Genomic DNA, 22620 nt, shown 5'->3' on the forward strand with positions numbered 1-22620 from the left:
TTGTGAGAGGCAGTCAAAAGCGGCAGTAGAAGTTTTTATTGTTTTTCAGGAGCGACGATGGCCGGTGAAACGTTCAGTTTCACGGGCGGCAAGCGGTACAGGATGAACAACGCCAACACGCCGAGGCCGGTGCACAGCAGCAGGCCGACGCCCACCGATTGGGCCAGTGCATCACGGGCCAGGTTCAGCCATTGCGGGTGTTCGAGCAGGGCGGCGTCGGGGCGAAAAATGACCTGTGGGTCGGCGTACAAGGCCAATTCCCCGAGGTGCCCTTGGGCAATGAACAGTCGTTGCAGGTTGGCGCTGTACAGCAGGTTGACCAACACCCCCATTCCCGCCGTTCCCAGCAAACCACCGACCAAGCGCAGCGATTGGGTCAGCGCGGTGGCGATCCCCAGGAACTGACGCTCGGCCAGGGTCTGGGTGAAGACCGTCAGGTTCAGCAGGATGAAGCCCAGGCCAAGCCCCGCCAGCAGGATCAAGCCGAGTAGCGCATTAAACGAGGCACTGCGTCCAGCAATGGCCAGCCCAAGGCAGGCCAGCAACAGCGCGACAAAACCACACAGCGGCAACAGGTTTGGATTGCGCAAGCGGGTGACGATGCGACTGTTAACGATGGCGCCCAGGGTGATGCTCAACGCCAGTGGTGTAATCAGCAGGCCGGCATCTTGCGGCGAGTAGCCATAGCTGCCTTGCAGTAACAGCGGCAGATAGAACAACAACGAAAACATGATCGCCCCGGCGGCCATCGACAGCAGAAACAACAGGCGCATGCTCGGTAATCCGAGTAACGCCGCTGGCAGCAGCGCGTGTCGGCAGCGCCGTTCCCAGTGCCATAGGGCAACGGTCGCCGCGATGCAGCTCAGTCCCAGCACCGTGCTCACTATCAGACTGGAATGGCCCAACCATTCGACGAACAACTGCAGGCTGCCCAGCGCCAGGGCAATCAGTAATGCGCCGGGCCAGTCGAGGCTGATTTTTGCCCGTTGCTGCGGGCGGTAATAGGGCAGATAGCGCCAGGCAAAAAACAATGCCAGGCAACCCAGCGGCAGATTGATGTAGAACACCGAACGCCAACCGTAGGCCCCGGTCAGATAGCCGCCCAGCCCAGGCCCGATGGCGTTGACCACGCTGAACAAGGCACTTAGCAACATTTGCCAGCGCAAGCGTTGGCGGGTGTCGGGAAACAGTTCCGGGATGCAGGCGAACGCGGTGCCGATCAACATGCCGCCGCCGACACCCTGCAAGGCGCGGCCGATCACCAGCCACAGCATGTCGTTGGCCACGGCGCAGGCCAGCGACGCCAGGGTGAAGATCACGGTGGCGGCGATGACGAAGGGTTTGCGCCCGTAGTAATCCCCCAGTCGGCCGAAGATCGGGATGGTGACAATCGACGCCAGCATGTACCCCGTGGCCACCCAGGCGTAGAGTTCAAACCCCTTGAGCTCGGCGACGATGCTCGGCAAGGCATTGCCGATCACGGTCTGATCGAGCGCCGAAAGCATCAGCACCAGCGAGATGCCAAGCATTGCCAGCAAGGCCTGCTTGAAGCTCAAAGGAGGGTGGGTGGCCGCGGTCATTGTCGGTCCTCAGCCCAGCGCCGAAACGGCAGCGGCAATCCGCGAACACCCTTCGTCGAGGGTCTTGATGTCGGTGGCGATCGACATCCGGAAGAACGGCGCCAATCCATACGCGGTCCCGGCGACCACGGCCACACCCTGGCTTTCCAGCAGGTACATGACCACGTCGTAATCGGTGTTCAACTGCTTGCCTTGAACTGTGGTTTTACCGAGCAGCCCCGAGCAGTTCACATAGAGATAGAACGCGCCATCGGGTTTGCGGCAACTCAGACCGTCGATGGCGTTGAGCAGGTCCAGGCAACGATCACGGCGTTGCTGGTAAACCACCACACTGTCCTTGACGAAAGCCTGGTCGCCGTTGAGCGCTTCAACCGCTGCGGCCTGACTGACCGAGCAGGCATTGCTGGTCGATTGCGATTGCAGGGTTGCCATCGCGCCGATCAAATCAGCCGGGCCGGCGGCATAGCCGATGCGCCAGCCGGTCATGGCGTAAGTCTTGGACACGCCGTTGACCACGACGGTGCGCTCGGTCAACGCCGGTTCGATGGCGAGGATGTGCGGGTTTTCCAGACCTTCATAGCGGATGTGCTCGTAGATGTCGTCGGTCATCAGCAACACCTGCGGATGGTCGAGCAGCACATCGGCCAAGGCGCGCAGTTCGGCAGCGCTGTAACTGGCGCCGGTCGGGTTGCTCGGCGAGTTGAGCAGCAGCCACCGAGTGCGTTCGGTAATCGCACTGCGCAGTTGATCCGGGGTCAGTTTGAAGGCGTGTTCTTCCGGGCAGGCGAGGGTGACGGGTTCACCTTCGCAGGCCAGCACCATGTCCGGGTAAGACACCCAGTACGGCGCCGGAATCAACACTTCATCGCCAGCGCCCAGGGTCGCGGCGAAGGCATTGAAAATTGCACTCTTCGCGCCGCTGGTGACCAGAATCTGATTCGCGCCGTAAGTCAGGCCGTTTTCCCGAGCCAACTTGTCGGCAATCGCCTTGCGCAGTTCCGGGGTGCCGGCATTTTGTGTGTAACGGGTTTCGCCACGTTCGATGGCAGCACCGGCCGCTTGCCGAATGTGCAGCGGGGTATCGAAGTCCGGCTCGCCGACCACCAGATTGATAATGGATTTGCCCTGCCGGCGAAGTTCGTTCGCACGGTCAGAAGCGGCGCTGCTTGGGGACGGCTTGATACGTTGCACACGGGCGGCGATGCGGGAGGCGGTCACGTGTCGTTCCTCGTTGATGACATTGACGAGGCCCTACAGTACGAGTCGCTGCTCGCACCGCCATAAGACGAGATCGTTCTGGTCGGATAGGAATCGCTTATGGCTGGAACTGAACACGGCTCGCACCAAGGTGGTGCGCTCAAGCCTGTATGCCCGTGGCGGGTGTTGAGCAAGATCGCCCCGATCCAGCCATAGCAAAGGCTTATGGTTGAAACGCAAAACTTGTAGGAGCGAGGCTTGCCCGCGAAGAATGCACCGCGGTTTTTCAGGTATAACGCGTCATCGTTCTTCGCGGGCAAGCCTCACTCCTACAGGTTCCGGGACTGCTGGCCTGGCTCTTGCTAAAGCCTGTGGGTTGTCTCCCTTTTTCAAGCAAGAGCATCGCCACCGTGAACCTGCGCCGTTTGAAGTATTTCGTGAAACTCGTCGATATAGGCAGCATGACCCAGGCCGCCGATGTGCTGCATGTCGCGCAACCTGCGCTCAGTCAACAACTGGCGACGCTGGAAGCGGAGCTGCAACAGCAACTGCTGATTCGGACCAAACGCGGCGTCACCCCGACCGAAGCGGGCAAGGTGCTCTACGGCCATGCGCAAATCATTTTGCGCCAGTGTGAACAGGCTCAAAGCGACATCAATGCCACGGGGCATGCCTTGTCCGGGCAGGTGTCGGTGGGCCTGGCGCCGGGCACCGCCGCATCGACGCTGTCCTTGCCACTGTTGCGCCGGGTGCGCGAGCGCCATCCGGGCATTTTGCTATACCTCAATGAAAACTTCGGCACCACTTTGAGCGAGTTGATCATGAACGGCCGGATGGACATGGCTGTGCTGTATGGCGGGCGCGAAGTGCATGGCTTGAGCTTCGTGTCGCTGCTGCGCGAGAACCTTTACCTGGTGAGCGCCGATCCGGCGGTCAGCGCGCTGGACGAGATTCCCCTGGCCGAACTCGCCGACATGGACATGCTTCTGCCGCGTCCCTACAACGTCATGCGGCGATTGGCGGATGAAGCCTTCCAGCGCATTGGCATGAGCGCGCGGGTGGTGGCGGAAATCGAATCATCGATCACCCTGACCGCCGCCGTCGCCGAGCACTTCGGCTCGACGATCCTGCCCGAATCCTCGGCGCGGGTGATGGTCGCCGCCACTTCCGTACACATGTGCCGAATTGTCGAACCTGAAGTCGAGGCGCCGCTGGCCCTGTGTCTGTCCGGTCACCTGCCGTTGTCGGTGCCGGCCCAAGCGGTCAAGGCGATCCTGCTGGAACTGGTCGCGGAGATGCGCGGCAGCCTGATCTGAACGGTCATAAGGACGGCTTATCACCCCAAAGCCAAAGCGTCTTTGTCGTCGGTGGACGGGCTCGCTACATTGACCCCATCCACTCAGACACGCTCGACAGGCAGGGGCCCACGCATGGATTCAGAACGCATTAAGGGGTTGATCGATTTGCTCGCCGAATCCGATCTGCTCGAACTGAGTCTGACCGAAGGCGACAATACGATTCGTCTTTTCAAGCAGGCAGGAAAGGTCGTGACGACCGAGTCGATGGCTGAGCCTTCGCCAACACCGACCGCGGATTTGCCCACGTCAGACACCCCGGCGATGGCCGCTACCGAGATCAAGGCCGGCCTGTATGGCGTCCTGCATCTGACGCCCTCCGCAGGGGAAGCCCCTTTTGTCGCGATCGGTGACCAGGTCGAAGCCGGGCAAACCCTGGCGGTTCTCGAAGCGATGAAAATGTTCCACCCGGTCAAGGCCAAAATCGCCGGTCAGGTCACCGCGATCCTTGCCCAGAGTGGCGCCGAAGTCGAAGCCGGACAGTCGCTGTTCCGCCTCGGCTGATCCAAAGCCCATCCTCTTTCAGGTGAATTCAATGTTCGACAAAGTGCTGATCGCCAACCGTGGCGAAATCGCCCTGCGTATTCAGCGTGCCTGCCGCGGCCTGGGGATACAAACCGTGGTCGTGCACTCCGAGGCCGATCGCCACGCACAGTATGTGCAAAACGCCGATCAGGCCCTGTGCATCGGGCCGGCATCACCCAGCCAGAGTTACTTGAACCAGGCGGCGCTGCTGTTCGCGGCCAAGGTCAGTGGCGCGCAGGCGATCCATCCGGGTTATGGGTTTCTGTCGGAGAACGCCGGGTTTGCCGAGCGCATCGAAAACGCGGGGCTGACCTTCATCGGGCCGAGCGCGGCGTGCATTCGCACCATGGGCGACAAGGTCGCGGCTAAACGGGCAATGCGTGAAGCCGGCGTGCCCTGCGTACCAGGGCCGGATTCGGTGATGCCGACTGACGATGCCAGCATCCAGGCGATTGCCCGTGAAATCGGTTATCCGGTGATCGTCAAAGCCGCTGGCGGTGGTGGTGGGCGTGGCATGCGCGTGGTGAAAGAAGAGCGCAAGTTGCACGACGCCATCGCGCTGACCCGTGAAGAAGCGCGGCTGGCGTTCGGCAATCCCGAGCTCTACATCGAGAAGTTTCTCGGCCATCCACGGCATGTCGAAATCCAAGTGCTGTGCGATGCCCATGGTCACGCGATCTGGCTGGGTTGCCGCGATTGTTCGTTGCAGCGTCGGCACCAGAAAGTCCTGGAAGAAGCGCCGGCGCCGGGCATTGATCCGGAACTGATCGCCAAGGTCGGTGAACGCTGTGCCGCCGCGTGCCGGCAGATCGGCTATCGCGGCGTCGGTACCTTCGAATTTCTATACGAGGACGGCGAGTTCTTCTTCATCGAGATGAACACCCGGCTGCAAGTTGAACACCCGGTGACGGAGATGACCACCGGCATCGATATCGTCCAGCAGCAATTGCGCATGGCCCGTGGCGAAGTGATGGAGCTGCGTCAGCAGGACGTCCAGCTCAATGGCCACTCGCTGGAATGCCGGATCAACGCCGAAGACCCGATCACTTTTATGCCGACGCCGGGGTTGATCCAGCGCTGGGAAGTCCCTGGTGGCTTTGGCGTGCGGGTCGATTCCCACGTCACCACCGGGTATTGGGTGCCGCCCTATTACGACTCGATGGTGGCCAAGGTCATCACCCACGGCGCGACGCGTGATGAGGCGATGGCGCGCATGCGCCTGGCCCTGAGCGAGCTGGTCGTGGAAGGCATCTCGACCAATATTCCCTTGCACCGAGACATTCTCGACGACCCGGCGTTCTGTGCCGGCGGCGTGGACATTCATCACCTGGAGCGCTGGTTGCAGCAACGGAGTCCGACATGAACACAGCATCTGTTTCACCGCGCCCACACATCAGCCTGCTGGGGTCCACGGCCTTGTTATTCGAAGCGCCCGGCGAGCTCGATCTGGCGCCGCAACAACGCATTTGGAGCCTGGCGTTGCAGGCCGGGGGATGGCCCGAGATCCACGAAGCGGTCCCGGGCATGAACAACCTGATGCTGACGTTCATCAAGCCGCCGCGTGACCTCAATGGGTTGTGCCAGCGATTGCTGCAAGCGTGGGAGGCCAGTCAGCCATTGCCACTGGAAGGCCGGATCGTCGAATTGCCGGTGATCTACGGCGGCGAGTTCGGCCCGCACATGAATGACGTGGTGGCCCACACCGGGCTGGACATCGAAACCATCGCCAACCTGCATTGCGAGCCGTTGTACCCGGTATATGCCTTGGGTAGCCACCCGGGTTACTGCTACCTCGGCGGCATGGATTCGCGCCTGGCCACGCCACGACGCCAAGTGCCGGTGATCAGCATTGCCGCCGGCTCGGTGTCGATTGGCGGGGTGCAGACCGGAGTCTCTGCCTCCGCCGGCCCCAGCGGCTGGAACACCATCGGCCGCACCGAAATGTCTTTTTTTGACCCGACCCAAAACCCTCCGGCGATGCTCAGGCCGGGCGACATGTTGCGTTTGCGCATCGAGAGGATCATTCGATGATCGAGATTTTATCGGCGACCGCCCTGGCCACAGTGCAGGACTTCGGCCGCTTTGGCAGCCTCGGTTACGGAGTAGGGACTTCCGGCGCGATGGACCATTTGGCACTGGCGTTGGGCAATCTGCTGCTGGGTAATCCCGAGGACGCGGCGGCGATCGAGATTCCGTTGTTCCCATTCGAAGTACGATTTACGCAGGACTGTGCGTTCGCGTTCACCGGTGCGGCTTGTGAAGCGACCCTGGACGGTCAGCCATTGTTGCCGTTCTGGATGGCGCAGGCTCGGGAAGGTCAGGTGCTGAGCCTCGGCTATCCGACCTCGGGCAGTCGCGCTTATCTGTGCCTGGCCGGCGGTGTCGACGTGCCGTCGGTGCTCGGTTCGCGCAGTACACAATTACGCGGTGAGTTTGGTGGTTTGCAGGGGCGGGCGTTGCAGCAGGGCGACCGCATCTCTGCATTGCGTCCAGGCGTCAGTGCGCTGCCAACGGATTTTGGCGTCGTGTCCCCGAGTCAGGCGCTGGCGTTGCAACTCGATGGATTGCCGGCGATGCGCGTACTGCCGGCGGCTGAATACGAGTGCTTTCTGGACGAATCCCGTGCTGCCTTCTGGGCTGGCGAGTGGAAGGTCACGACCCAGAGCAACCGCTACGGCTACCGGCTCGAAGGCGCGCCGATCTTGCCCAAGGTGCCGATGGAAGTTCGCTCCCACGGCATCATCCCCGGCGTGATTCAAGTGCCCCACGGTGGCCAGCCAATCATCCAGATGCGCGACGCGCAACCGAGTGGCGGTTATCCGAAATTCGGTACGGTGATCGAGGCCGATCTTTGGCGTCTGGGCCAGGCGCCGATTGGCAGCAAGGTGCGCTTTATCGAGTGCAGTTACGCCGAAGCCGTCGCGGCCCTGGAAGACAATTCGCGCTATCTCACGGAGGTCAGCCGTTTGGTCGACCTTCACGGGCTGGCTTCGCGTTAAGGACATTCAGACATGACAAATCAGGAAATTCGCCAGTTGGCGGTATGGCTCAATGAGAACCACCTGGCTGGCGCGGAAATCCGTCGTCCGGGGCTGCAGTTGGTGCTCAAACGTTGCGTCGACGAAGTCGCGGCACCGGTTCCGGTCACGGCGCCAGAAGCGTTGAAAGCGTCCGATGAACAGTTGTTGAAGACCCCCGGTCTGGGCCGATTGCTGCTGACGCACCCGCAACAGCGCGAAGTGCTGGTATCGGTCGGCAGTCGGGTGGAGTCAGGGCAACTGGTCGCGTTGCTGCAAGTCGGCGATCTGCTGTTGCCGGTCCGCAGCCACAAGGCCGGACGGCTGGCGGCGGTGTTGACGGTGTGTGGCACGACCGTCGGTTTTGGCGAGGCGTTCATGCGCCTGGATGCCGCATAACGAGCGAGGGCAAGTGATGAAGATTGATTTGAACGCTGATCTGGGCGAAGGCTTCGGGCCTTGGCGCATGGGCGAGGACGAGGCATTGATGAGCCTGATCTCATCGGCCAACGTGGCGTGCGGTTTCCATGCCGGCGATCCGCTGATCATGGACAACACGGTGCGTCTGGCCAAGGCCGGTGGCATCGATCTAGGCGCCCATGTGGGCTTCCCCGATTTGATGGGTTTTGGCCGGCGACAGATGAATATCGAGCTCAAGGAACTGGCGACCTACGTGGTGTATCAGCTCGGCGCGCTAGCCGGGATGGCGGCGGTTAATGGCCATCGCATGACCCACATGAGTTTTCACGGGGCGCTGGGTAACATGGTCGCCGCCGACGCGGCGCTGGCCGAACCCTTGGTCTGTGCGGTGGCGGCGTTCGATCCGAGGCTGATTATCAGTTCATCGAGCAGTCGGGCGATTGAAAACGCCGCTGACAAATGTGGGTTGCGGGTCGCCACCACGTTTCTGGCCGACCGCGCCTACGACGACGACTGCCTGCTGGTGCCGCGCAAGGTCCCAGGCTCGGTGATCAAGGAACCGGCGACCGTATTGCAGCGGGTTCGGCAGTTGCTGGAGGAGGGCACCGTGACCACGCTCAACGGCAAGCACATCGCGATGCCGGCGCATTCGATCCTGTTGCACGGCGATACGCCTGGCGCGGTTGAACTGGCCCGCACCATCCGTCGCGAAATCGAGCTGGCGGGTGGTTGCATCACGCCGATTTCGCAGCTGTTGGCGTAGCGCTTGCTAGGTCATAAGCAGGGCTTATTGCCACACAGTCATTCCGTCTTGGTCCACGGCTTCAGGGCTGGATAGAGTCGAAGTCATCGCGATCACCGAGTGATCCGCACACGTAACACGAGGACAACTTCATGCCTTTTTCAGATTACAAAACCGCGCTGGTGACTGGCGCTTCTTCCGGGATTGGCGCCGCCGTCGTCGAGCGCCTGTGTCAGGAAGGCGTGCAGGTGCATGCCTTGGCTCGCAGCGCTGACAAGCTCGAAGAACTGGCCGCTAAAACCGGCTGCATCGTGCACGCCATCGACGTCACCGACCTGGCCGGGCTGACCCGTCTGTTTGAAGACCAGCAGTTCGACATTCTGGTGAACAACGCCGGGGTCGATAAACCGGGTTCGATTCTCAAGGCGGACGCCGAAGGCATCGACTTGCTGATTGACGTCAACCTGCGGGCGGTCCTGCATCTGGCGCGCCTGGCGTTGCCGGGGATGGTCGAGCGGGATTGCGGCCATATCATCAACATCAGTTCGATTGCTGCCGCGTACAACTTCGGCGGCAACTCCACGTACCACGCGACGAAAGCCGCCGTGAGCATGCTCTCGCGGCAGTTGCGCATCGATGCCTTTGGCAAGCGTGTCCGGGTCACCGAGATTTGTCCGGGACGCGTGGCCACCGACATCTTCGCCCACGTCCATGGTGACTCCGAAGAGACCTACAAACGTTTCGTCGAAGGGTTCGAGCTGCCTCAGGCCAAGGACATTGCCGACGCCATCGCGTTTGCCATCGCCGCGCCAATTTCGGTCAACGTCGGGCATATGGAAATCACCCCGACCCTGCAAGTGCCCGGTGGCCTTTCCACCGCCCGTCCGCAGGATTACCAGGGCTGAGTGTTTTCTTCGTCATACGCGCTGCATAAGAACGGATCGATCCGTCATCGCGGTACCCACGCTACGGCTATGCCTGGCACGTTTTATTTCTGCACTTTTTGTTTCTGCCCCTAGCCCAATGCCGATAGGGATTGACCATGAAGCATGACTTCGATTTGGCCGCGGTTCTGCAAGGCGAATATGCCGAGCTGATCGTCAAGGGCATCGAAACGACTCTACAGCTGGCGCTGTTCGCCTGGCTGCTGGCGATGGCCCTCGCGCTGTTGCTGGTGACCGTGCGCCTGACCGGTAACAAGCTCGCTGATCGTCTGGTGGCCGGTTACGTGTCTTATCACCGCAATGTGCCAACGCTGGTGCAATTGATGCTTTGGTACTTCGGTGTGCCGACGTTGCTGAGCGAATCCACTCAGCTGTGGCTGGCCAACTACAGCACTGAATACCTGTTCTCGGTGATTGCGCTGGGGCTGTGTCAGGCTGCGTATTTCTGTGAAGACATCCGCAGTGGCCTGCGCGCTATTCCGGCTGGGCAGACCGAAGCATCCCGAGCGCTCGGGTTGGGGTATGTGCGCTCGATGCGCTACGTGATCCTGCCGCAAGGTGTGCGTAATTGCCTGCCCTCGCTGATCAACCACACCGTGCTGTTGTTCAAGAACACCAGCCTGGCCATGGCCATCGGTGTGGTCGAACTGACCTACGCCACCCGCGAAGTCGAGAACTACACCTTTCGCACGTTCGAGTCATACCTGGTCGCCACGCTGTTCTACCTGGTCTTTTCACTGCTGTTGATGGGGCTCGGTGCATTGTTGGCGCGGCGCTTCAACAAAGCGCTGGCGAGGTAGACGAGCATGTTCGATCTCTTCTCGATTATGCAAAACAACTGGACCCTGTTTCTGATCGGCCAGTATCCCCACGGCCCCTTGGGCGGTTTGGCCAGCACCTTGATTTTGGCGGCACTGGCACTGTTGCTGGCATTTCCATTCGGGTTGCTGCTGGCGCTGGCGCGGGTTTCGCCGTGGAAAGGCCTGCGTTGGGCGGCCACGGTGTGGGTCTATGTGCTGCGTGGTATTCCGCTGCTGATGGTGATTTTCTGGACCTACTTCCTGGTGCCCTTGCTGATCGGCCACAACATCACCGGGTTCGTCACCATGCTCTGCACCTTGGTGATCTACCAGAGCGCCTACCTGTGCGAAATCATTCGTGGCGGCATCCAGGCGTTGCCGCCGGGTCAGTACGAAGCGTCCCGCGCACTGGGCCTCGGTTACCTGCGAACGACGATCTGGGTGATCTTGCCGCAAGCGCTCTACAACGCGCTTCCCAGCCTGATCAGCCAGTTCATCTCGATCATCAAGGAAACCTCGCTGGGCTATGTGATCAACGTCCAGGAAGTGACTTTCGCCGCCAATCAGATCAACAACCAGTTACTGACCAAGCCGTTCCAGGTGTTTTTTATCCTGGCGATCATCTACTACCTGCTCTGTTTTGGCCTGACCCACCTGGCCGGCTGGGTGGAGCGCCGTATCGCTCGCAAGCGCCTGGGCAACGGCGGTCCGGCCGCGTCTGCCGACCCCTTGCTGGCCATCGATAATTGAAGAGGGTTGCGCCCATGCATCCAATGATCATGTTTTCGAACATCAACAAATGGTACGGCGAGTACCACGCGCTGACCGATATCACCGCTGAAGTAAAACCTGGCGAAGTGGTGGTGTTGTGCGGCCCGTCCGGGTCCGGCAAGTCGACGTTGATCCGCACGGTCAATCGTTTGGAAGACATCCAGAAGGGCCAGATTCTGTTCGACGGCCAGGATGTTCACGGGACTGACGCGCACATTAACCGGCTGCGCAGTCGTGTGGGTTTCGTGTTCCAGAGCTTCAATCTGTTTCCGCACCTGTCCGTGCTGGAAAACATCACCTTGGCACCGAGCAAAATCCGCAACCTCAAAGGCTCGGCCGCCAAGCAACAAGCCATGCAATTGCTGGATCGGGTCGGGATGGCGCACAAGGCCGGAGCCTATCCGGCGCAGTTGTCTGGCGGTCAGCAACAGCGGGTGGCGATCGCCCGGGCGTTGGCGATGGAGCCGCCGGTCATGTTGTTCGATGAGCCTACCAGTGCGCTCGACCCGGAAATGGTCGGCGAAGTGCTGAGTGTGATGAAAGGCTTGGCCAAGGAGGGCATGACCATGATGTGCGTGACCCACGAGATGAACTTTGCCCGTGAAGTCGCTGACACCATCTGGTTTATGGACGCGGGTCAGATTCTGGAAAAGAGCACGCCCCAAAGCTTCTTCAATCAGCCCGCGCACCCGCGCGCGCAACGTTTTATCGCCGATCTGCGGGCTCATTGAGTCGCAACGGTTTTGCTTGCTCTGCCATTCGACTTTCTCATCCCCGGAGTTTTTCCATGCGTATGAAGCATCTGTTAGTCACGCTGGCGTTAGGTCCTTTGGCTGTTGCGGTCGCGCAGGCCGATCAATTGAGCGACATCATGGCCAAGAAGTCGTTGAGCTGCGGTGTGTACGCCGACGTGCCACCGTTCTCGGCGCCCGATCCGAAAAACCGCGAACTGGTCGGCATGGACGTTGATTTGTGCAAGGCCTTGGCCAAGACCATGGGCGTCGAACTGGAACTCAAGCCGCTGTCGGTCGAAGCACGGATTCCTGAAGTGAAAATGGGCCGCGTCGATGTGATCTTCGCCAACTTGGCCTACACCAAGACTCGCGCCGAACAGATTCAGTTCAGCGACCCGTACTACATCGCCAAGGAAACCCTGGTGGTGCGCGCAGTCAACGCTGATCAGCCGAAAAGCTTCTTCAAGGACAAGCGCATCAGTTCCACCAAAGGCTCGACTTCCGAGCAGTCGATTCGTCTGGCCGGGGCTACGCCGGTGACATTCCAGGACACCGGCTCGGCTTACATGGCCTTGCAACAGAACAAGGTGGTGGGCCTGGTAACCAACACTATGACCGCGTTGAAACTGGTGGGTCAGGCCAAGGAAAGTGGTGTCGAGCTGGCACTGGCCAAGGAACCGATGGCGCTGGAACCGATTGGTGCGGGCATGCGCCTGGACGAGCCGGCGTTTCTGGCCAAGGTCAACGAATCGCTGGCGTCGATGGAAAAGTCCGGCGAGATCGATGCAATCTGGGACCGCTGGATCGGCCCAAACACCGCCTACAAAATGGTTCGTGAGGACAAAGTACAGAGCCTTGGCAACTTGAAGTTCGATCCATTGCCTTGAGCCCGATGCACCGTCATTGTTGAGCAATGACTCGCTGAAAAAGCCCGACGACTGTGACAGCGCCGGGCTTTTTCACGTGGAGTAAGCGTTGGCTTGTAGCTCAGCTCAAACGCTGATAAGCCAATAAACGGCGCTCGACCAGCCGGAATATACCCACCAGCGCACACGCCACCAGCATGTAGAGCAGGGCGGCAATCCCATAGGCCTGAAAGGTCTTGAAGGTGGCCGCGTTAACATCTGCTGCGATTTTCAGGATGTCGGGAACGGTTGCGGTAAAGGCAATGGCCGTGGCATGGAGGACAAAAATCACTTCGTTACTGTAAGCGGGGAGTGCTCGACGCAGCATGCTCGGGATCAGTACGTGAACGAACAGTTGGCTGCGGGTCATGCCCAAGGCCAGCGCCGCCTCGATCTCGCTGCGTGGGGTGGTACGCAGTACGCCGGCAAGAATTTCAATGGTGTAAGCGCACGTATTCAAGGCCAGCGCCAGAATCACACAATGCATGCCGTCACGAAAGAACCACCACAGGCTCGATGATTCTCTGATGAAGCTCAAACTGGCCAGGCCGCTGTAGATGATCAGCAGTTGCACGAACAGTGGGGTGCCGCGAAACACCAGGGTGTAGAGCCGAATGGGCAGTGCGAGCCACTGACTGCCGTAGGTGCGAATCAGCGCCAGCGGTATCGCCGCGCACAAACCGATGACGGCGGACGTCACCAACAGCCACAGCGTGATAGACAGACCGCTCCAGCGGTAACCGTCGGACCACAGGAAATTCGGCCCGAACTCTTTCAGTATCTCGATCATGACGCTCTCCGCTGCGGTTCGACGCTGTAGCGCCGCTCAAGGTGCTTAAGCGCCAGACTTGAAAGGATCGCAAAGGCAAAAAATATCGCGGCAATCACCAGGTAGAAAAACATTTGCCTTGAGGTCGCGTTGCCCGCCTGTTTGGCGACCTGAACCATGTCATTGAGGCCCAGCAGCGAAATCAGGCCGGCACTTTTCAACAGCACTTGCCAGATATTGCCGATGCCGGGCAATGCGAAACGCATCATCTGTGGGAAGCGGATACGCCGCAGTACTTGCCAGTGGCTCATGCCATAGGCTCGAGCCGCCTCCAGTTGCCCGAACGGGATGGCCTGGAAGGCCCCGCGAAAGGTCTCGGTGCAGTAGGCACCGTAGATGAATCCCAGCGTACCGATCGCGGTGCCGTAAGGGTTCAACTGAAAAGAGTCCTGGCCGAACGCTTCCGCCACCTGGTTCAGCCCGATTTGCGCGCTGTAGTAAATGAGCAGCATCAAGACCAGATCCGGGACACTGCGCACCAGCGTGGTATAGACCGTTGCGATCAGCCGTAGCGGTGCCAGTGGCGAGAGTTTCGCCAAGGCCCCGAGCAGGCCAAGCGTGATGGCCACGCAGGCAGCCCAGGTGGCCACCTGCACCGTCAACCATGCGCCCTGAAAAATAAGATGGATGTATCCCTCAAGAAACATGGTTCCTGGCTCCGCGATGGTGGTTTATTTAGGCGAGATGTCGAAGTCGAAGTGTTTTTTGGCGATGCGCTCATAGGTGCCGTTTTGGTGGATCCGCTCGAGCGCCTGATTGATGTCGCTGGCCAGCGCGGTATCGCTTTTGCGCAAGCCGATCCCGGTTCCCGGCCCGAAGATTTCAGGGGATTTGACGATCTCACCGGCATAGCCGAAGCCTTTGCCAATCGGCTTCTTGAGCAGGCCTTCGGAGACCGCAATGGCATCGTCGAACGCTGCATCCAGCCGACCGTTGATCAAGTCCGAGTAGGTCAAGTCACTGCTTTGGTAAGGCACCACCTCCACGCCTTTCAAGCCCCACATCTGCTTGGCATAGACTTCGAACACGCTGCCTTGCTGCACGCCGATGCGCTTGCCGCGTAAGGATTCGGCTGTCGGTTGCAAGGGGCTGCCCTCTGGTGCCACCAGGCGGGCCGGGGTGTCATACAGGGTGTCGGAAAAGGCGATTTCGGTTTTGCGTTCTTCGGTGATCGACAGGGCGGACAGGATGCCGTCGAATTTCTTGCCTTTAAGCGCCGAGACCATCCCGTCGAAGGCGTTTTCTACCCAGACGCAACGACGTTTCAACTCGGTGCACAGGCTTTCCCCCAACTCGATATCGAAACCTGTCAGCGAACCGTCCGGGCGCTTGGACTCAAAGGGTGGGTAGGTGGGGTCGACCCCGAAACGCAGCTCTTCGCTGGCGCCCCAGCTCATCAGCGGGCTGGCCACGAGCATCAAACCGATCAGACATTTTTTCATCGACAGGTATCCACGACAGGTTGGTTGAACAGCCCCGGGATTGGCCCGGGGCAGCACGCATCAGCCTTGAGTGTTCAAGGCTTGTTTCAATTGCTGGGAACGCTCGGCGTCCATGGCTTGACCATGGCCGAAACCACCAGTCCAGCCACACACGCGGGCGGCATAATCGACGCCGTGCAAAAGGCATTCCGCGAGGCTGTGCCGGGCTTGCCATGTCAGCAGAAACGCGGCGATGAAGCCGTCACCAGCGCCCATGCTGTCGACAACCGTGCAGGGCAGGCTGGGCTGTTCATGGATGCCGTGGGCATCGACCGCGAGGGCGCCCAGAGCACCGCGTGTGATGACCACAATCGAGGGGCCCAGCGCCCGCATCGAGTGCGCCAGTTCATAGGCTTCTCCCGAAGACAGGTCGGCCGCCGAGAAAAAGGCAATATCGACATGCTTGATCAGGGCCGGCCAATCGAACTCGACCCAGTTGTCCGAGAAGTCGAAGGACAGGCAGCCGCTGGCATGACGAATCTGCGCCAGCTGGTTTTCGAGACCGCTGTAGAGGCTGCTGTGTGCCAGCGGGAACTTCGTGATGTAGGCCAGATCTTCGGCAGTGAGTCGCAGTTGACGACAGACACCAGAATCGCTGCCGAGAAAGACGCGTTCGCCGTCGATGCTGTCGACACACGCCCAGCCGTTGGCGCCCGGCAGCGTTCGGCAACGGGAAGCATCGACTTCTTCTTTTTGCAGGCAGTCGAGCAGGCGCTGGCCATACTGATCGTCACCTACGCAGCCCAGGTAGGCGCTGCGAGTGCCCAGCCGGGAAGCGAATACCGCAACGTTGAGCGCATTCCCGCCTGGGTACTCGATGTTCCGGTCCAGGTAGACATCCATCGTGTTGTCGCCGACCGCGATCAGGCTGGCCATGCTCAATACTCCGTTTTCCACATGTAGCGGCGAGTCGTCAGCGGTTGCTGGTGCCAGACCGCCAGATGGGCAGCGATGCGTTCAGCGGCGATGCCGACGATGTAGGGCGCGACCATCGCGCGGATTTCCGGGTCGATCCCGAGCATCGGGAAGTCCTTGGAGTCATAGACCATGACCCGTTCGGTGTACCGCTGGCAGAAGCTCACGACCCGTTCCATCTGCGCTCGGCTTGGGTCTTCGCCGACCAGCAGAAGCAGCGGAGTGGAGGCATCGATGGCTTCGAACGGGCCATGGAAAAACTCCGCGGCCTCCACCGGCAGGCAATGCAGCCATTGGCTTTCCATCACCACGCAGACGCCGAACACATAGGCGGTGGTGAACATCGGACCCGACGCGAGGAAGTACATGACGCGATCATCTTTATAGAGGCGTGCTTCTTCGGTCGCCCGTTGGTCGTTGTTGATCGCCGCATCAGCCAGCGCTCGCGGCAGCGCCTTGAGTGAGCGGGTGAGCTTGTCCAGCAGGGGCCAGCCTTCGCGTTTGGCCAAAATACCGCCGATCAACGCCTGAAGGATCATGAAGCAGCCGAAGTAAGCCTCGTCCGTACGTCCCAGCAGGAAGCAATGTTGAACGGCTTGGGCCAGCGGCAGCTCGGCGGTTTGTGTCACTCCCACCGTGAGACATGGTTTGCCCTGCAGGAAGCGGGCGGCGGCGATGGTTTCCTGGGTCGTTCCGGATTTGGACGCGAGCACAACCAGGGTGCGCTCATCCAGGCGCGGCGGATCGATGTCCATGAAATCGGCCGGGAAATAACGACGGACTTCCAGTGAATGGCTGTAGCGCTCAAGCCAGTACTGCAAGCCGAGCATGATGCGGTTGGGGGCGCCGCAGCTGACGAAATAGATGCGGTCAATCCGCGTTGCCAACTCTTGGCCAAACTGCTGGGCGTCGTCGACGATTTGAACGGATTGCTGTAAGGAAGTGATGAAGCCTTCCCGGTTGAACTGGATCGCCATGTGGACTCCTGGGTGCCTTGTTAAGGGGGCTCATGTTGCTGTTCATGACCACTATTTAGACCAAAATCTATACCATGAAAAATACCATTACAAGGCTTATTCCCCGTGGTCTAATGAGTCGAATAAGCGGTTTTCAGGAGTTTTCCGAGCCAGGTATTCTTTGTCATCGTTAAGCTGGCGGGTTTGCGTCAGCTTTTAATTGTTTACAGTCGCAGCGGATCACCAGAAAAATAATCCAGGATGTAGACCATGAAAGTTACCAGCGCAAAATCCTCCGACGTGGCGTTTCCCGCACCGCAACGCAAGCAGGTTGCCTGGCAGGCCGTCCAGGCGCTGCTTGAAATGTTGGAGCGCCCGGAGTTCGGACCGACTGAGCGAATCCCTGCGGAAAGGGACTTGGCCGAACACCTGGGAATCAGTCGGATGACCTTGCGCAAGGCGCTGCAAACACTGATCGATCGCGGGATCCTCGAGCGCCGCGGCAATCGCGGAACCTTCGTGACCGCTCCGGGTGTCGAGCGACCACTCAATACCGTGGCGCGTAAAGGCATCGCCGAAGTGGTTGAACAGGCCGGCGCCCGGCCCGGCAGCAAATTGCTCTATTTCGAACAAGCCCAGGCCAGCGCCCGCGTCGCCAAACTACTGAAGATTCAGGAAGGCGATGTGTTGCTGGCCATCAGGCGTCTGCGCACCGTGGACCAAAAGCCGTTCTGCATCGAGACCAGCTACATTCCTGCCGCGCGGGTGCCGGAACTGGTCGCGGGGGATCTGATCGAGGGGGCCTCGTTGTATGCCTTGTTGCTGGCGCGGTATCAGATCGAAATAGAAAGTGACGAGGGCACGTTAAGCATTGCCACGATGAATGACCAGGAGGCGCGCCTGCTGGAGGTCGATCCCGGGACGGCTGCGCTGGTGTATCGGGGCGTGATTTTCGACACCCTAGGGCAGCCGGTGGAGTATCTGGTTTCGATCAACCACCCGCAGCGTGTGGTGTTCAAACTGGCAGACAGTCGGGTCAACAGTTTTCGCATCTAAAATCGATAGTCCGCCGGAACCTCCCGAGCGATGAACTGCTGCATGTGTTCGAGAAAGCTGATTTGCAGTTTCGACGCCGGCCCCTGCACCGGCAGCAGCATGCTGAAGTCCATTTCGATCGCCGGTTCGAATGCCCTGAACACAATGCCACTGCCTCGGTATTCGACAGCGCTGATCGCATCAACCAGCGCTACCCCCAAACCTTGTTCGACGAGCGCGCACATTGGCAGCGATAGCTGGGTCTCCAGACGCAGTTCACGCTCGACCCCGTGAGCGGCAAATATCGAGTCGATGTGTTGGCGCGAGCCGATGGATTGTGGATAGGAAATAAACGCTTCGCCTTGCAAGTCTTCAGGCTTGATCGTGGCCTGGTTCTGCAAGCGGTGCCCGGCGGGCAGGGCGCACAGCATCCGGGTCGCCAGCAGTTTTTCGGCGCGCGGGCTCGGGTAGGTGTTGGGCAGTACGATGATGCCGAGGTCGCAACGCTGACCCACCACCAGGTCTACCACCTCGCGCGATGAAAGCACCGCCAGCGAAATTTGCACATGGTCATGCTCGGCCATGAACGCGGCGATGGCTCGCGGCAGGAACGACAGGCCCATGGCCGGCGCACAGGCAATGTGCAGCGAACCGCGTTTCAGGCTGAGGATGTCCTGCGCGGTTCGCGCAATACGGTCGACGCCAATCAGTGAGCGTTGCACTTCCTGATACAGCGTCATGGCCTCGGGTGTGGGCTGAAGTCGACCTTTGATCCGGTCGAACAAGCTGAAACCGATGTCTTCCTCGAGGCTGGCAATCAGTCGCGTTGCTGCAGGTTGCGAGATGTGCAGCATCTCGGCGGCGCGGGTCACCGTCCGGCCCAGAATCACGGCGCGAAAGGCTTCCAGCTGACGAAGGTTCATGGCGTTATCCTTTGAAGAAAACCATAACTAAAAGACATGGGATTGACAAAATAAAGCATTTTTCAAGCTGGTGTCAGCTCTCTAGGATCTTCTCCATCAAGATTATTCGGGCGTAGTGCCTGCGCTGTAGGTGATTCCTCGGCGTTGAGAGAGCGATCGCGGGACTTATGCAAAAAACTGATGTAATTATCGTCGGCGGTGGTTTGGTGGGGCTGTCCATTGCTTATGGGCTGGCCATGCTCGGTCGCCAGGTCAGCGTCCTGGATGAGGGGGACGACGCCTTTCGGGCTGCGCGCGGCAACTTCGGCCTGTTGTGGGTTCAGGGCAAGGGTTATGGAATGAGCCCCTATGTGCAATGGACTCGCGAGTCGGTGGCGCTGTGGCCGCGGTTCGCCGCCTCGTTGCAGGCCGACACCGGCATCGACATCCATCTGCGTCAGCCGGGCGGGTACCAGCTGTGTCTGAGTGAAGATGAGATGGCCGAAGAAAGCCGCCGACTGTTTTGGCTGCGCGAAGCCATGGACGGTGATTATCCGTTCGAACTGCTGGATTCGGCACAACTGCGGGACCGCTTGCCTGGCGTGGGGCCGACGGTAGTGGGTGGCTGCTACTCGCCCATGGATGGTCACGTCAATCCTCTGAAATTGTTGCAGGCCCTGTACGCGGCCTGCCAGATACGCGGGGTCAAGATCATCAATGGCCACCGGGTGAGCGCCGTCGGCCAGCGAGGTTCGGGCTTTGAACTGAGCGCCGGTGAACATTGCTGGCACGCCGAGCGGGTCGTGTTGGCTGCCGGACTCGGCAATCGTGCGCTAGGCGCAGCGTTGGGTCTGGATGTGCCAGTGAAGCCCAACCGCGGGCAGATCCTGGTCACCGAGCGCCTTAAACCCTTTCTGCATTACCCCACCACCTACGTGCGTCAGACCGACGAAGGTACGGTGCAGTTGGGCGACTCCCATGAGTCTGTAGGTTTGGACGACGGTACTGGCAGCGAAGTGATGGCGACCATTGCGCGTCGTGCCGTGCAATGTTTTCCGCAGCTGGCAAACGTGCGTCTGGTTCGGGCGTGGGGCGCATTGCGGGTGATGAGTGACGATGGCTTCCCGGTCTACGAAGCCGCGCCGAGCTGCCCGGGTGCATTTGTAGTGAGTTGCCACAGCGGCGTGACGCTGGCGGCAATGCACGCCTTGCGCCTGGCGCCATGGATTGGCGGCGAGTTCGATGATCCGGCTGTAGCGGCTTTCAGTCTGCAGCGATTCAGTCTCAAACATGAGGTGCGTCATGCCGGCTGATAGCATGTTTCGGGCCTTGGCGCCTGCGCAAAACACCGTGCAAATCGAGTTTGAAGACGCGCCATTAAAGGTGCCTGCCGGGGTTTCGCTGGCTGCCGCGTTGTTGGTCAGCGGCGTCACTCATACCCGCGAAAGTGCTGTCAGCGGAAGGCTTGGCGCGCCCTATTGCATGATGGGTGTGTGCTTCGAGTGTCTCGTCGAGGTGGACGGGCAAGCCAATTGTCAGGCGTGTCTGCTGCCGGTTCGAGCGGGTATGAGTGTTTTCAGGCAACGTGGTGCTCGCGATCTCCCGGCCGGTGACGAGGAGGGCGCTGATGAATGATCAAATGATTGACCTGGTTGTGATCGGTGCCGGCCCGGCGGGCATGAGCGCGGCGCTTGAGGCCACACGACACGGGCTCACCGTGGTTGTGCTGGATGAACAGGGCAGCCCCGGGGGGCAAATTTATCGCAACGTCCTGCAGGCCGATCCGCGCAGTCGTGTCGTATTGGGCGATGACTATGAGGCGGGCGCGGAGCTCACCGCGCAGTTCCTCCAGTGCGGTGCCCGTTACCTGGCCAACGCGGCTATCTGGCAAGTGACGCCGCAGCGTCAGGTGCATTACCTGATTGATGGCCGTGCCGAAATCTTGCAGGGGCGTCATGTCTTGATCGCCACTGGTGCGTTCGAGCGGCCGATGCCTGTCCCTGGCTGGACCCTGCCCGGCGTCATGACCGCCGGCGCCGGGCAGATCTTGCTTAAAAGCGCCGCGCTGGTGCCGGATGGACCCGTGGTGTTGGCCGGTTGCGGGCCGTTGTTGTATCTGCTGGCCGTGCAATATCTGCGTGCCGGCATTGCCATCGAAGCGCTGGTGGACACCAGTGGAAAAGGCGACCTGTTGCGTGCCTGGCACAAAGTCCCCGGTGCATTACGCGGTTGGCGCGACTTGCTCAAGGGCCTGCATTTGCTGGTCGACTTGAGGCGCGCCGGGGTCCGGCATTTTCGTGATGCCCGGGACCTACATATCGAAGGCACGACACAGGTCAGTGTCCTGAGTTTCGGCAGTAAAGGGCGTCGCTGGACCATTCCCGCCTCGCTGATTTTGCTGCACCAAGGCGTGGTGCCCAACACCCAGATCAGTTGGTCGTTACGCGTCGAACACGACTGGTGCGAACAACAACTGTGCTGGGTCGCACGCCGCGACAGTTGGGGTGAAACCAGCCTGCCAGGAATATTTATCGCCGGTGACGGTGGTGCCATTGGCGGCGCTCAGGTTGCGCTGCTCGAAGGCCGTTTGGCCGGGCTGGCGATTGCCGCAAGGTCGGGAAAAGTCGATCCGCAGCCGTTGCAACAACTTGCCGCCCCTTATCGAAAGGTCCTGCGTCGCCAACGAGCTGCGCGGCCACTGATCAATGCGTTGTATCGCCCGCAACAGCAAAACCGCATACCCGCCGACGAGGTGATTGTCTGTCGCTGTGAAGAAGTCAGCGCCGGTGCGATTCGCCACTACGTTGAGCTCGGTTGTCTGGGCCCCAATCAGACCAAGGCGTTCGGTCGCTGCGGCATGGGGCCTTGCCAGGGGCGGCTGTGCGGTTTGAGCGTCACTGAAATCATTGCCGAGCAGCGCAAGGTCCCCGCCGCAGAGGTCGGGTATTACCGCATTCGCTCGCCACTCAAACCCATCACCCTTGCCCAATTGTCCACCGAGACACCTCTTACCCAGGAGCATCTATGAGCCTTATCCAACGCATCGAAAGCAATCCACGCCTGAGTCGCAGTGTCGTACACAACGGCGTGGCCTGGCTCAGTGGCGTCGTCGCCGCCGATTGCAGCCAGGACATCCGTGGTCAGACGCGCCAGGTTCTGCAACGGGTCGACGAGTTGCTGAAGGTCTCGGGCAGCGACAAGAGCCGTCTGCTCAGCGTGCAGATCTGGATGAAAGACATGGGCGCTGATTTTACCGGCATGAATGAAACTTGGAGTACCTGGGTCGATGCCGGGCAAACGCCGGCACGGGCCACCGCTCAAGTGATGTTCGATGACCCGCAGATCCTGTTGGAGTTGATTGTCACCGCCGCAGTCTGAAACCGCCCTGTTTTAACCGCTGCGTTACGTAGCGATGAGGCAGGCGGCCGACAGAGCCGTCACCTCTGCTTGTTCACATTGCCGCTGCCATAACGGACGTCTTCTTTTGCGGAGCGCCCGACATAAACAACATC

At 60.3% G+C, this 22620-nt stretch carries 25 protein-coding genes; 17 read left to right on the forward strand and 8 right to left on the reverse strand.

Annotated elements, in window-relative coordinates; genetic code table 11:
• Window positions 1-35: 35 nt before the first annotated feature.
• A complete protein-coding gene (locus tag ACX3YF_RS18545; protein WP_458974078.1) occupies window positions 36-1580 on the reverse strand; it encodes an MFS transporter in 1545 nt (514 codons plus the stop codon).
• A gap of 9 nt (window positions 1581-1589) precedes the next feature.
• Window positions 1590-2798 carry an aspartate transaminase gene (locus ACX3YF_RS18550; RefSeq protein WP_458944712.1) on the reverse strand — a complete coding sequence of 403 codons (1209 nt, stop codon included), beginning with the start codon at window positions 2796-2798 and terminating at the stop codon, window positions 1590-1592.
• Window positions 2799-3187: 389 nt separating this feature from the next.
• On the opposite strand from ACX3YF_RS18550, the gene nac reads away from it, so the two are divergent.
• The 12 genes from nac (at window position 3188) to ACX3YF_RS18610 (ending at window position 12972) form a co-directional block, all read left to right on the forward strand.
• Window positions 3188-4093 (forward strand): nitrogen assimilation transcriptional regulator NAC, encoded by a 906-nt coding sequence (gene nac, locus ACX3YF_RS18555; RefSeq protein ID WP_458944713.1) that lies wholly within the window; start codon window positions 3188-3190, stop codon window positions 4091-4093.
• A 114-nt stretch (window positions 4094-4207) separates the two neighbouring features.
• Entirely contained in the window at window positions 4208-4636 is a 429-nt protein-coding gene (locus tag ACX3YF_RS18560; RefSeq protein WP_458944714.1) for an acetyl-CoA carboxylase biotin carboxyl carrier protein, read from the forward strand.
• Between the two features lie 31 nt (window positions 4637-4667).
• Window positions 4668-6020 carry an acetyl-CoA carboxylase biotin carboxylase subunit gene (accC, locus tag ACX3YF_RS18565; protein WP_458974079.1) on the forward strand — a complete coding sequence of 451 codons (1353 nt, stop codon included), beginning with the start codon at window positions 4668-4670 and terminating at the stop codon, window positions 6018-6020.
• Window positions 6017-6688, forward strand: a complete 672-nt coding sequence (gene pxpB, locus ACX3YF_RS18570) for a 5-oxoprolinase subunit PxpB (protein ID WP_458944716.1) — start codon at window positions 6017-6019, stop codon at window positions 6686-6688. The genes accC and pxpB overlap by 4 nt, the downstream gene beginning before the upstream one ends.
• Window positions 6685-7656, forward strand: a complete 972-nt coding sequence (locus tag ACX3YF_RS18575) for a 5-oxoprolinase subunit C family protein (protein WP_458944717.1) — start codon at window positions 6685-6687, stop codon at window positions 7654-7656. Before pxpB ends, ACX3YF_RS18575 begins: the two co-directional genes overlap by 4 nt.
• Before the next feature lie 12 nt (window positions 7657-7668).
• Complete coding sequence (locus ACX3YF_RS18580) at window positions 7669-8073, forward strand: acetyl-CoA carboxylase biotin carboxyl carrier protein (protein WP_458944718.1); 405 nt, start codon at window positions 7669-7671, stop codon at window positions 8071-8073.
• A 16-nt stretch (window positions 8074-8089) separates the two neighbouring features.
• Window positions 8090-8857 (forward strand): LamB/YcsF family protein, encoded by a 768-nt coding sequence (locus ACX3YF_RS18585; RefSeq protein ID WP_458944719.1) that lies wholly within the window; start codon window positions 8090-8092, stop codon window positions 8855-8857.
• A 131-nt stretch (window positions 8858-8988) separates the two neighbouring features.
• Window positions 8989-9741: an SDR family oxidoreductase gene (locus ACX3YF_RS18590; protein ID WP_458944720.1), complete on the forward strand. Its 753-nt coding sequence runs from the start codon at window positions 8989-8991 to the stop codon at window positions 9739-9741.
• Window positions 9742-9878: 137 nt separating this feature from the next.
• On the forward strand, window positions 9879-10580 hold the full coding sequence (locus ACX3YF_RS18595) for an amino acid ABC transporter permease (RefSeq protein WP_458944721.1): 702 nt from the start codon (window positions 9879-9881) through the stop codon (window positions 10578-10580).
• A 6-nt stretch (window positions 10581-10586) separates the two neighbouring features.
• Window positions 10587-11330, forward strand: coding sequence for an amino acid ABC transporter permease (locus ACX3YF_RS18600; protein ID WP_458944722.1), 744 nt, complete (start codon window positions 10587-10589; stop codon window positions 11328-11330).
• Window positions 11331-11353: 23 nt separating this feature from the next.
• Complete coding sequence (locus ACX3YF_RS18605) at window positions 11354-12082, forward strand: amino acid ABC transporter ATP-binding protein (protein ID WP_458946238.1); 729 nt, start codon at window positions 11354-11356, stop codon at window positions 12080-12082.
• Window positions 12083-12138: 56 nt separating this feature from the next.
• Window positions 12139-12972 carry an ABC transporter substrate-binding protein gene (locus ACX3YF_RS18610; protein WP_458944723.1) on the forward strand — a complete coding sequence of 278 codons (834 nt, stop codon included), beginning with the start codon at window positions 12139-12141 and terminating at the stop codon, window positions 12970-12972.
• 100 nt (window positions 12973-13072) lie between these two features.
• On the opposite strand, the gene hisM is transcribed toward ACX3YF_RS18610, so the two are convergent.
• The 5 genes from hisM to ACX3YF_RS18635 are packed head-to-tail and all read right to left on the reverse strand — an operon-like array spanning window position 13073 to window position 17192.
• Entirely contained in the window at window positions 13073-13780 is a 708-nt protein-coding gene (hisM, locus tag ACX3YF_RS18615) for a histidine ABC transporter permease HisM (RefSeq protein WP_458944724.1), read from the reverse strand.
• Entirely contained in the window at window positions 13777-14466 is a 690-nt protein-coding gene (locus ACX3YF_RS18620) for an ABC transporter permease (protein WP_458974080.1), read from the reverse strand. Before ACX3YF_RS18620 ends, hisM begins: the two co-directional genes overlap by 4 nt.
• A 24-nt stretch (window positions 14467-14490) precedes the next feature.
• The gene (locus ACX3YF_RS18625; RefSeq protein WP_201187254.1) at window positions 14491-15261 is read right to left on the reverse strand and encodes an ABC transporter substrate-binding protein; all 771 of its coding nucleotides are present in this window, start codon (window positions 15259-15261) and stop codon (window positions 14491-14493) included.
• A 60-nt stretch (window positions 15262-15321) separates the two neighbouring features.
• Window positions 15322-16176 (reverse strand): PfkB family carbohydrate kinase, encoded by an 855-nt coding sequence (locus ACX3YF_RS18630; protein ID WP_458944725.1) that lies wholly within the window; start codon window positions 16174-16176, stop codon window positions 15322-15324.
• Window positions 16177-16178: 2 nt separating this feature from the next.
• Window positions 16179-17192: an SIS domain-containing protein gene (locus ACX3YF_RS18635; protein WP_322267954.1), complete on the reverse strand. Its 1014-nt coding sequence runs from the start codon at window positions 17190-17192 to the stop codon at window positions 16179-16181.
• Between the two features lie 249 nt (window positions 17193-17441).
• Here ACX3YF_RS18635 and ACX3YF_RS18640 point away from each other — a divergent pair, with 249 nt between their 5' ends.
• On the forward strand, window positions 17442-18227 hold the full coding sequence (locus tag ACX3YF_RS18640; protein ID WP_322267955.1) for a GntR family transcriptional regulator: 786 nt from the start codon (window positions 17442-17444) through the stop codon (window positions 18225-18227).
• Here the strand turns inward: ACX3YF_RS18640 and ACX3YF_RS18645 are convergent.
• A complete protein-coding gene (locus tag ACX3YF_RS18645) occupies window positions 18224-19129 on the reverse strand; it encodes a LysR substrate-binding domain-containing protein (RefSeq protein WP_458944726.1) in 906 nt (301 codons plus the stop codon). The two genes, ACX3YF_RS18640 and ACX3YF_RS18645, sit on opposite strands and share 4 nt — an antisense overlap.
• A 167-nt stretch (window positions 19130-19296) precedes the next feature.
• Here ACX3YF_RS18645 and ACX3YF_RS18650 point away from each other — a divergent pair, with 167 nt between their 5' ends.
• The 4 genes from ACX3YF_RS18650 to ACX3YF_RS18665 are packed head-to-tail and all read left to right on the forward strand — an operon-like array spanning window position 19297 to window position 22486.
• Entirely contained in the window at window positions 19297-20421 is a 1125-nt protein-coding gene (locus ACX3YF_RS18650) for an NAD(P)/FAD-dependent oxidoreductase (protein ID WP_458974081.1), read from the forward strand.
• On the forward strand, window positions 20411-20743 hold the full coding sequence (locus ACX3YF_RS18655; protein ID WP_458944727.1) for a (2Fe-2S)-binding protein: 333 nt from the start codon (window positions 20411-20413) through the stop codon (window positions 20741-20743). Before ACX3YF_RS18650 ends, ACX3YF_RS18655 begins: the two co-directional genes overlap by 11 nt.
• Window positions 20736-22136: an FAD-dependent oxidoreductase gene (locus ACX3YF_RS18660; RefSeq protein ID WP_458944728.1), complete on the forward strand. Its 1401-nt coding sequence runs from the start codon at window positions 20736-20738 to the stop codon at window positions 22134-22136. The genes ACX3YF_RS18655 and ACX3YF_RS18660 overlap by 8 nt, the downstream gene beginning before the upstream one ends.
• A complete protein-coding gene (locus ACX3YF_RS18665; protein WP_458944729.1) occupies window positions 22133-22486 on the forward strand; it encodes a RidA family protein in 354 nt (117 codons plus the stop codon). Before ACX3YF_RS18660 ends, ACX3YF_RS18665 begins: the two co-directional genes overlap by 4 nt.
• Window positions 22487-22620: the final 134 nt, after the last annotated feature.

The sequence above is a fragment of the Pseudomonas fluorescens group sp. PF-69 genome (genome assembly GCF_054481235.1).

Coding starts and splice junctions, on each gene's coding strand:
- ACX3YF_RS18545 (WP_458974078.1), bottom strand. CDS start 1,580: ATGACCGCGGCCACCCACCCTCCTTTGAGCTTCAAGCAGGCCTTGCTG.
- ACX3YF_RS18560 (WP_458944714.1), top strand. CDS start 4,208: ATGGATTCAGAACGCATTAAGGGGTTGATCGATTTGCTCGCCGAATCC.
- accC (WP_458974079.1), top strand. CDS start 4,668: ATGTTCGACAAAGTGCTGATCGCCAACCGTGGCGAAATCGCCCTGCGT.
- pxpB (WP_458944716.1), top strand. CDS start 6,017: ATGAACACAGCATCTGTTTCACCGCGCCCACACATCAGCCTGCTGGGG.
- ACX3YF_RS18575 (WP_458944717.1), top strand. CDS start 6,685: ATGATCGAGATTTTATCGGCGACCGCCCTGGCCACAGTGCAGGACTTC.
- ACX3YF_RS18580 (WP_458944718.1), top strand. CDS start 7,669: ATGACAAATCAGGAAATTCGCCAGTTGGCGGTATGGCTCAATGAGAAC.
- ACX3YF_RS18585 (WP_458944719.1), top strand. CDS start 8,090: ATGAAGATTGATTTGAACGCTGATCTGGGCGAAGGCTTCGGGCCTTGG.
- ACX3YF_RS18590 (WP_458944720.1), top strand. CDS start 8,989: ATGCCTTTTTCAGATTACAAAACCGCGCTGGTGACTGGCGCTTCTTCC.
- ACX3YF_RS18595 (WP_458944721.1), top strand. CDS start 9,879: ATGAAGCATGACTTCGATTTGGCCGCGGTTCTGCAAGGCGAATATGCC.
- ACX3YF_RS18600 (WP_458944722.1), top strand. CDS start 10,587: ATGTTCGATCTCTTCTCGATTATGCAAAACAACTGGACCCTGTTTCTG.
- ACX3YF_RS18605 (WP_458946238.1), top strand. CDS start 11,354: ATGATCATGTTTTCGAACATCAACAAATGGTACGGCGAGTACCACGCG.
- ACX3YF_RS18610 (WP_458944723.1), top strand. CDS start 12,139: ATGCGTATGAAGCATCTGTTAGTCACGCTGGCGTTAGGTCCTTTGGCT.
- hisM (WP_458944724.1), bottom strand. CDS start 13,780: ATGATCGAGATACTGAAAGAGTTCGGGCCGAATTTCCTGTGGTCCGAC.
- ACX3YF_RS18620 (WP_458974080.1), bottom strand. CDS start 14,466: ATGTTTCTTGAGGGATACATCCATCTTATTTTTCAGGGCGCATGGTTG.
- ACX3YF_RS18625 (WP_201187254.1), bottom strand. CDS start 15,261: ATGAAAAAATGTCTGATCGGTTTGATGCTCGTGGCCAGCCCGCTGATG.
- ACX3YF_RS18630 (WP_458944725.1), bottom strand. CDS start 16,176: ATGGCCAGCCTGATCGCGGTCGGCGACAACACGATGGATGTCTACCTG.
- ACX3YF_RS18635 (WP_322267954.1), bottom strand. CDS start 17,192: ATGGCGATCCAGTTCAACCGGGAAGGCTTCATCACTTCCTTACAGCAA.
- ACX3YF_RS18640 (WP_322267955.1), top strand. CDS start 17,442: ATGAAAGTTACCAGCGCAAAATCCTCCGACGTGGCGTTTCCCGCACCG.
- ACX3YF_RS18645 (WP_458944726.1), bottom strand. CDS start 19,129: ATGAACCTTCGTCAGCTGGAAGCCTTTCGCGCCGTGATTCTGGGCCGG.
- ACX3YF_RS18650 (WP_458974081.1), top strand. CDS start 19,297: ATGCAAAAAACTGATGTAATTATCGTCGGCGGTGGTTTGGTGGGGCTG.
- ACX3YF_RS18655 (WP_458944727.1), top strand. CDS start 20,411: ATGCCGGCTGATAGCATGTTTCGGGCCTTGGCGCCTGCGCAAAACACC.
- ACX3YF_RS18660 (WP_458944728.1), top strand. CDS start 20,736: ATGAATGATCAAATGATTGACCTGGTTGTGATCGGTGCCGGCCCGGCG.
- ACX3YF_RS18665 (WP_458944729.1), top strand. CDS start 22,133: ATGAGCCTTATCCAACGCATCGAAAGCAATCCACGCCTGAGTCGCAGT.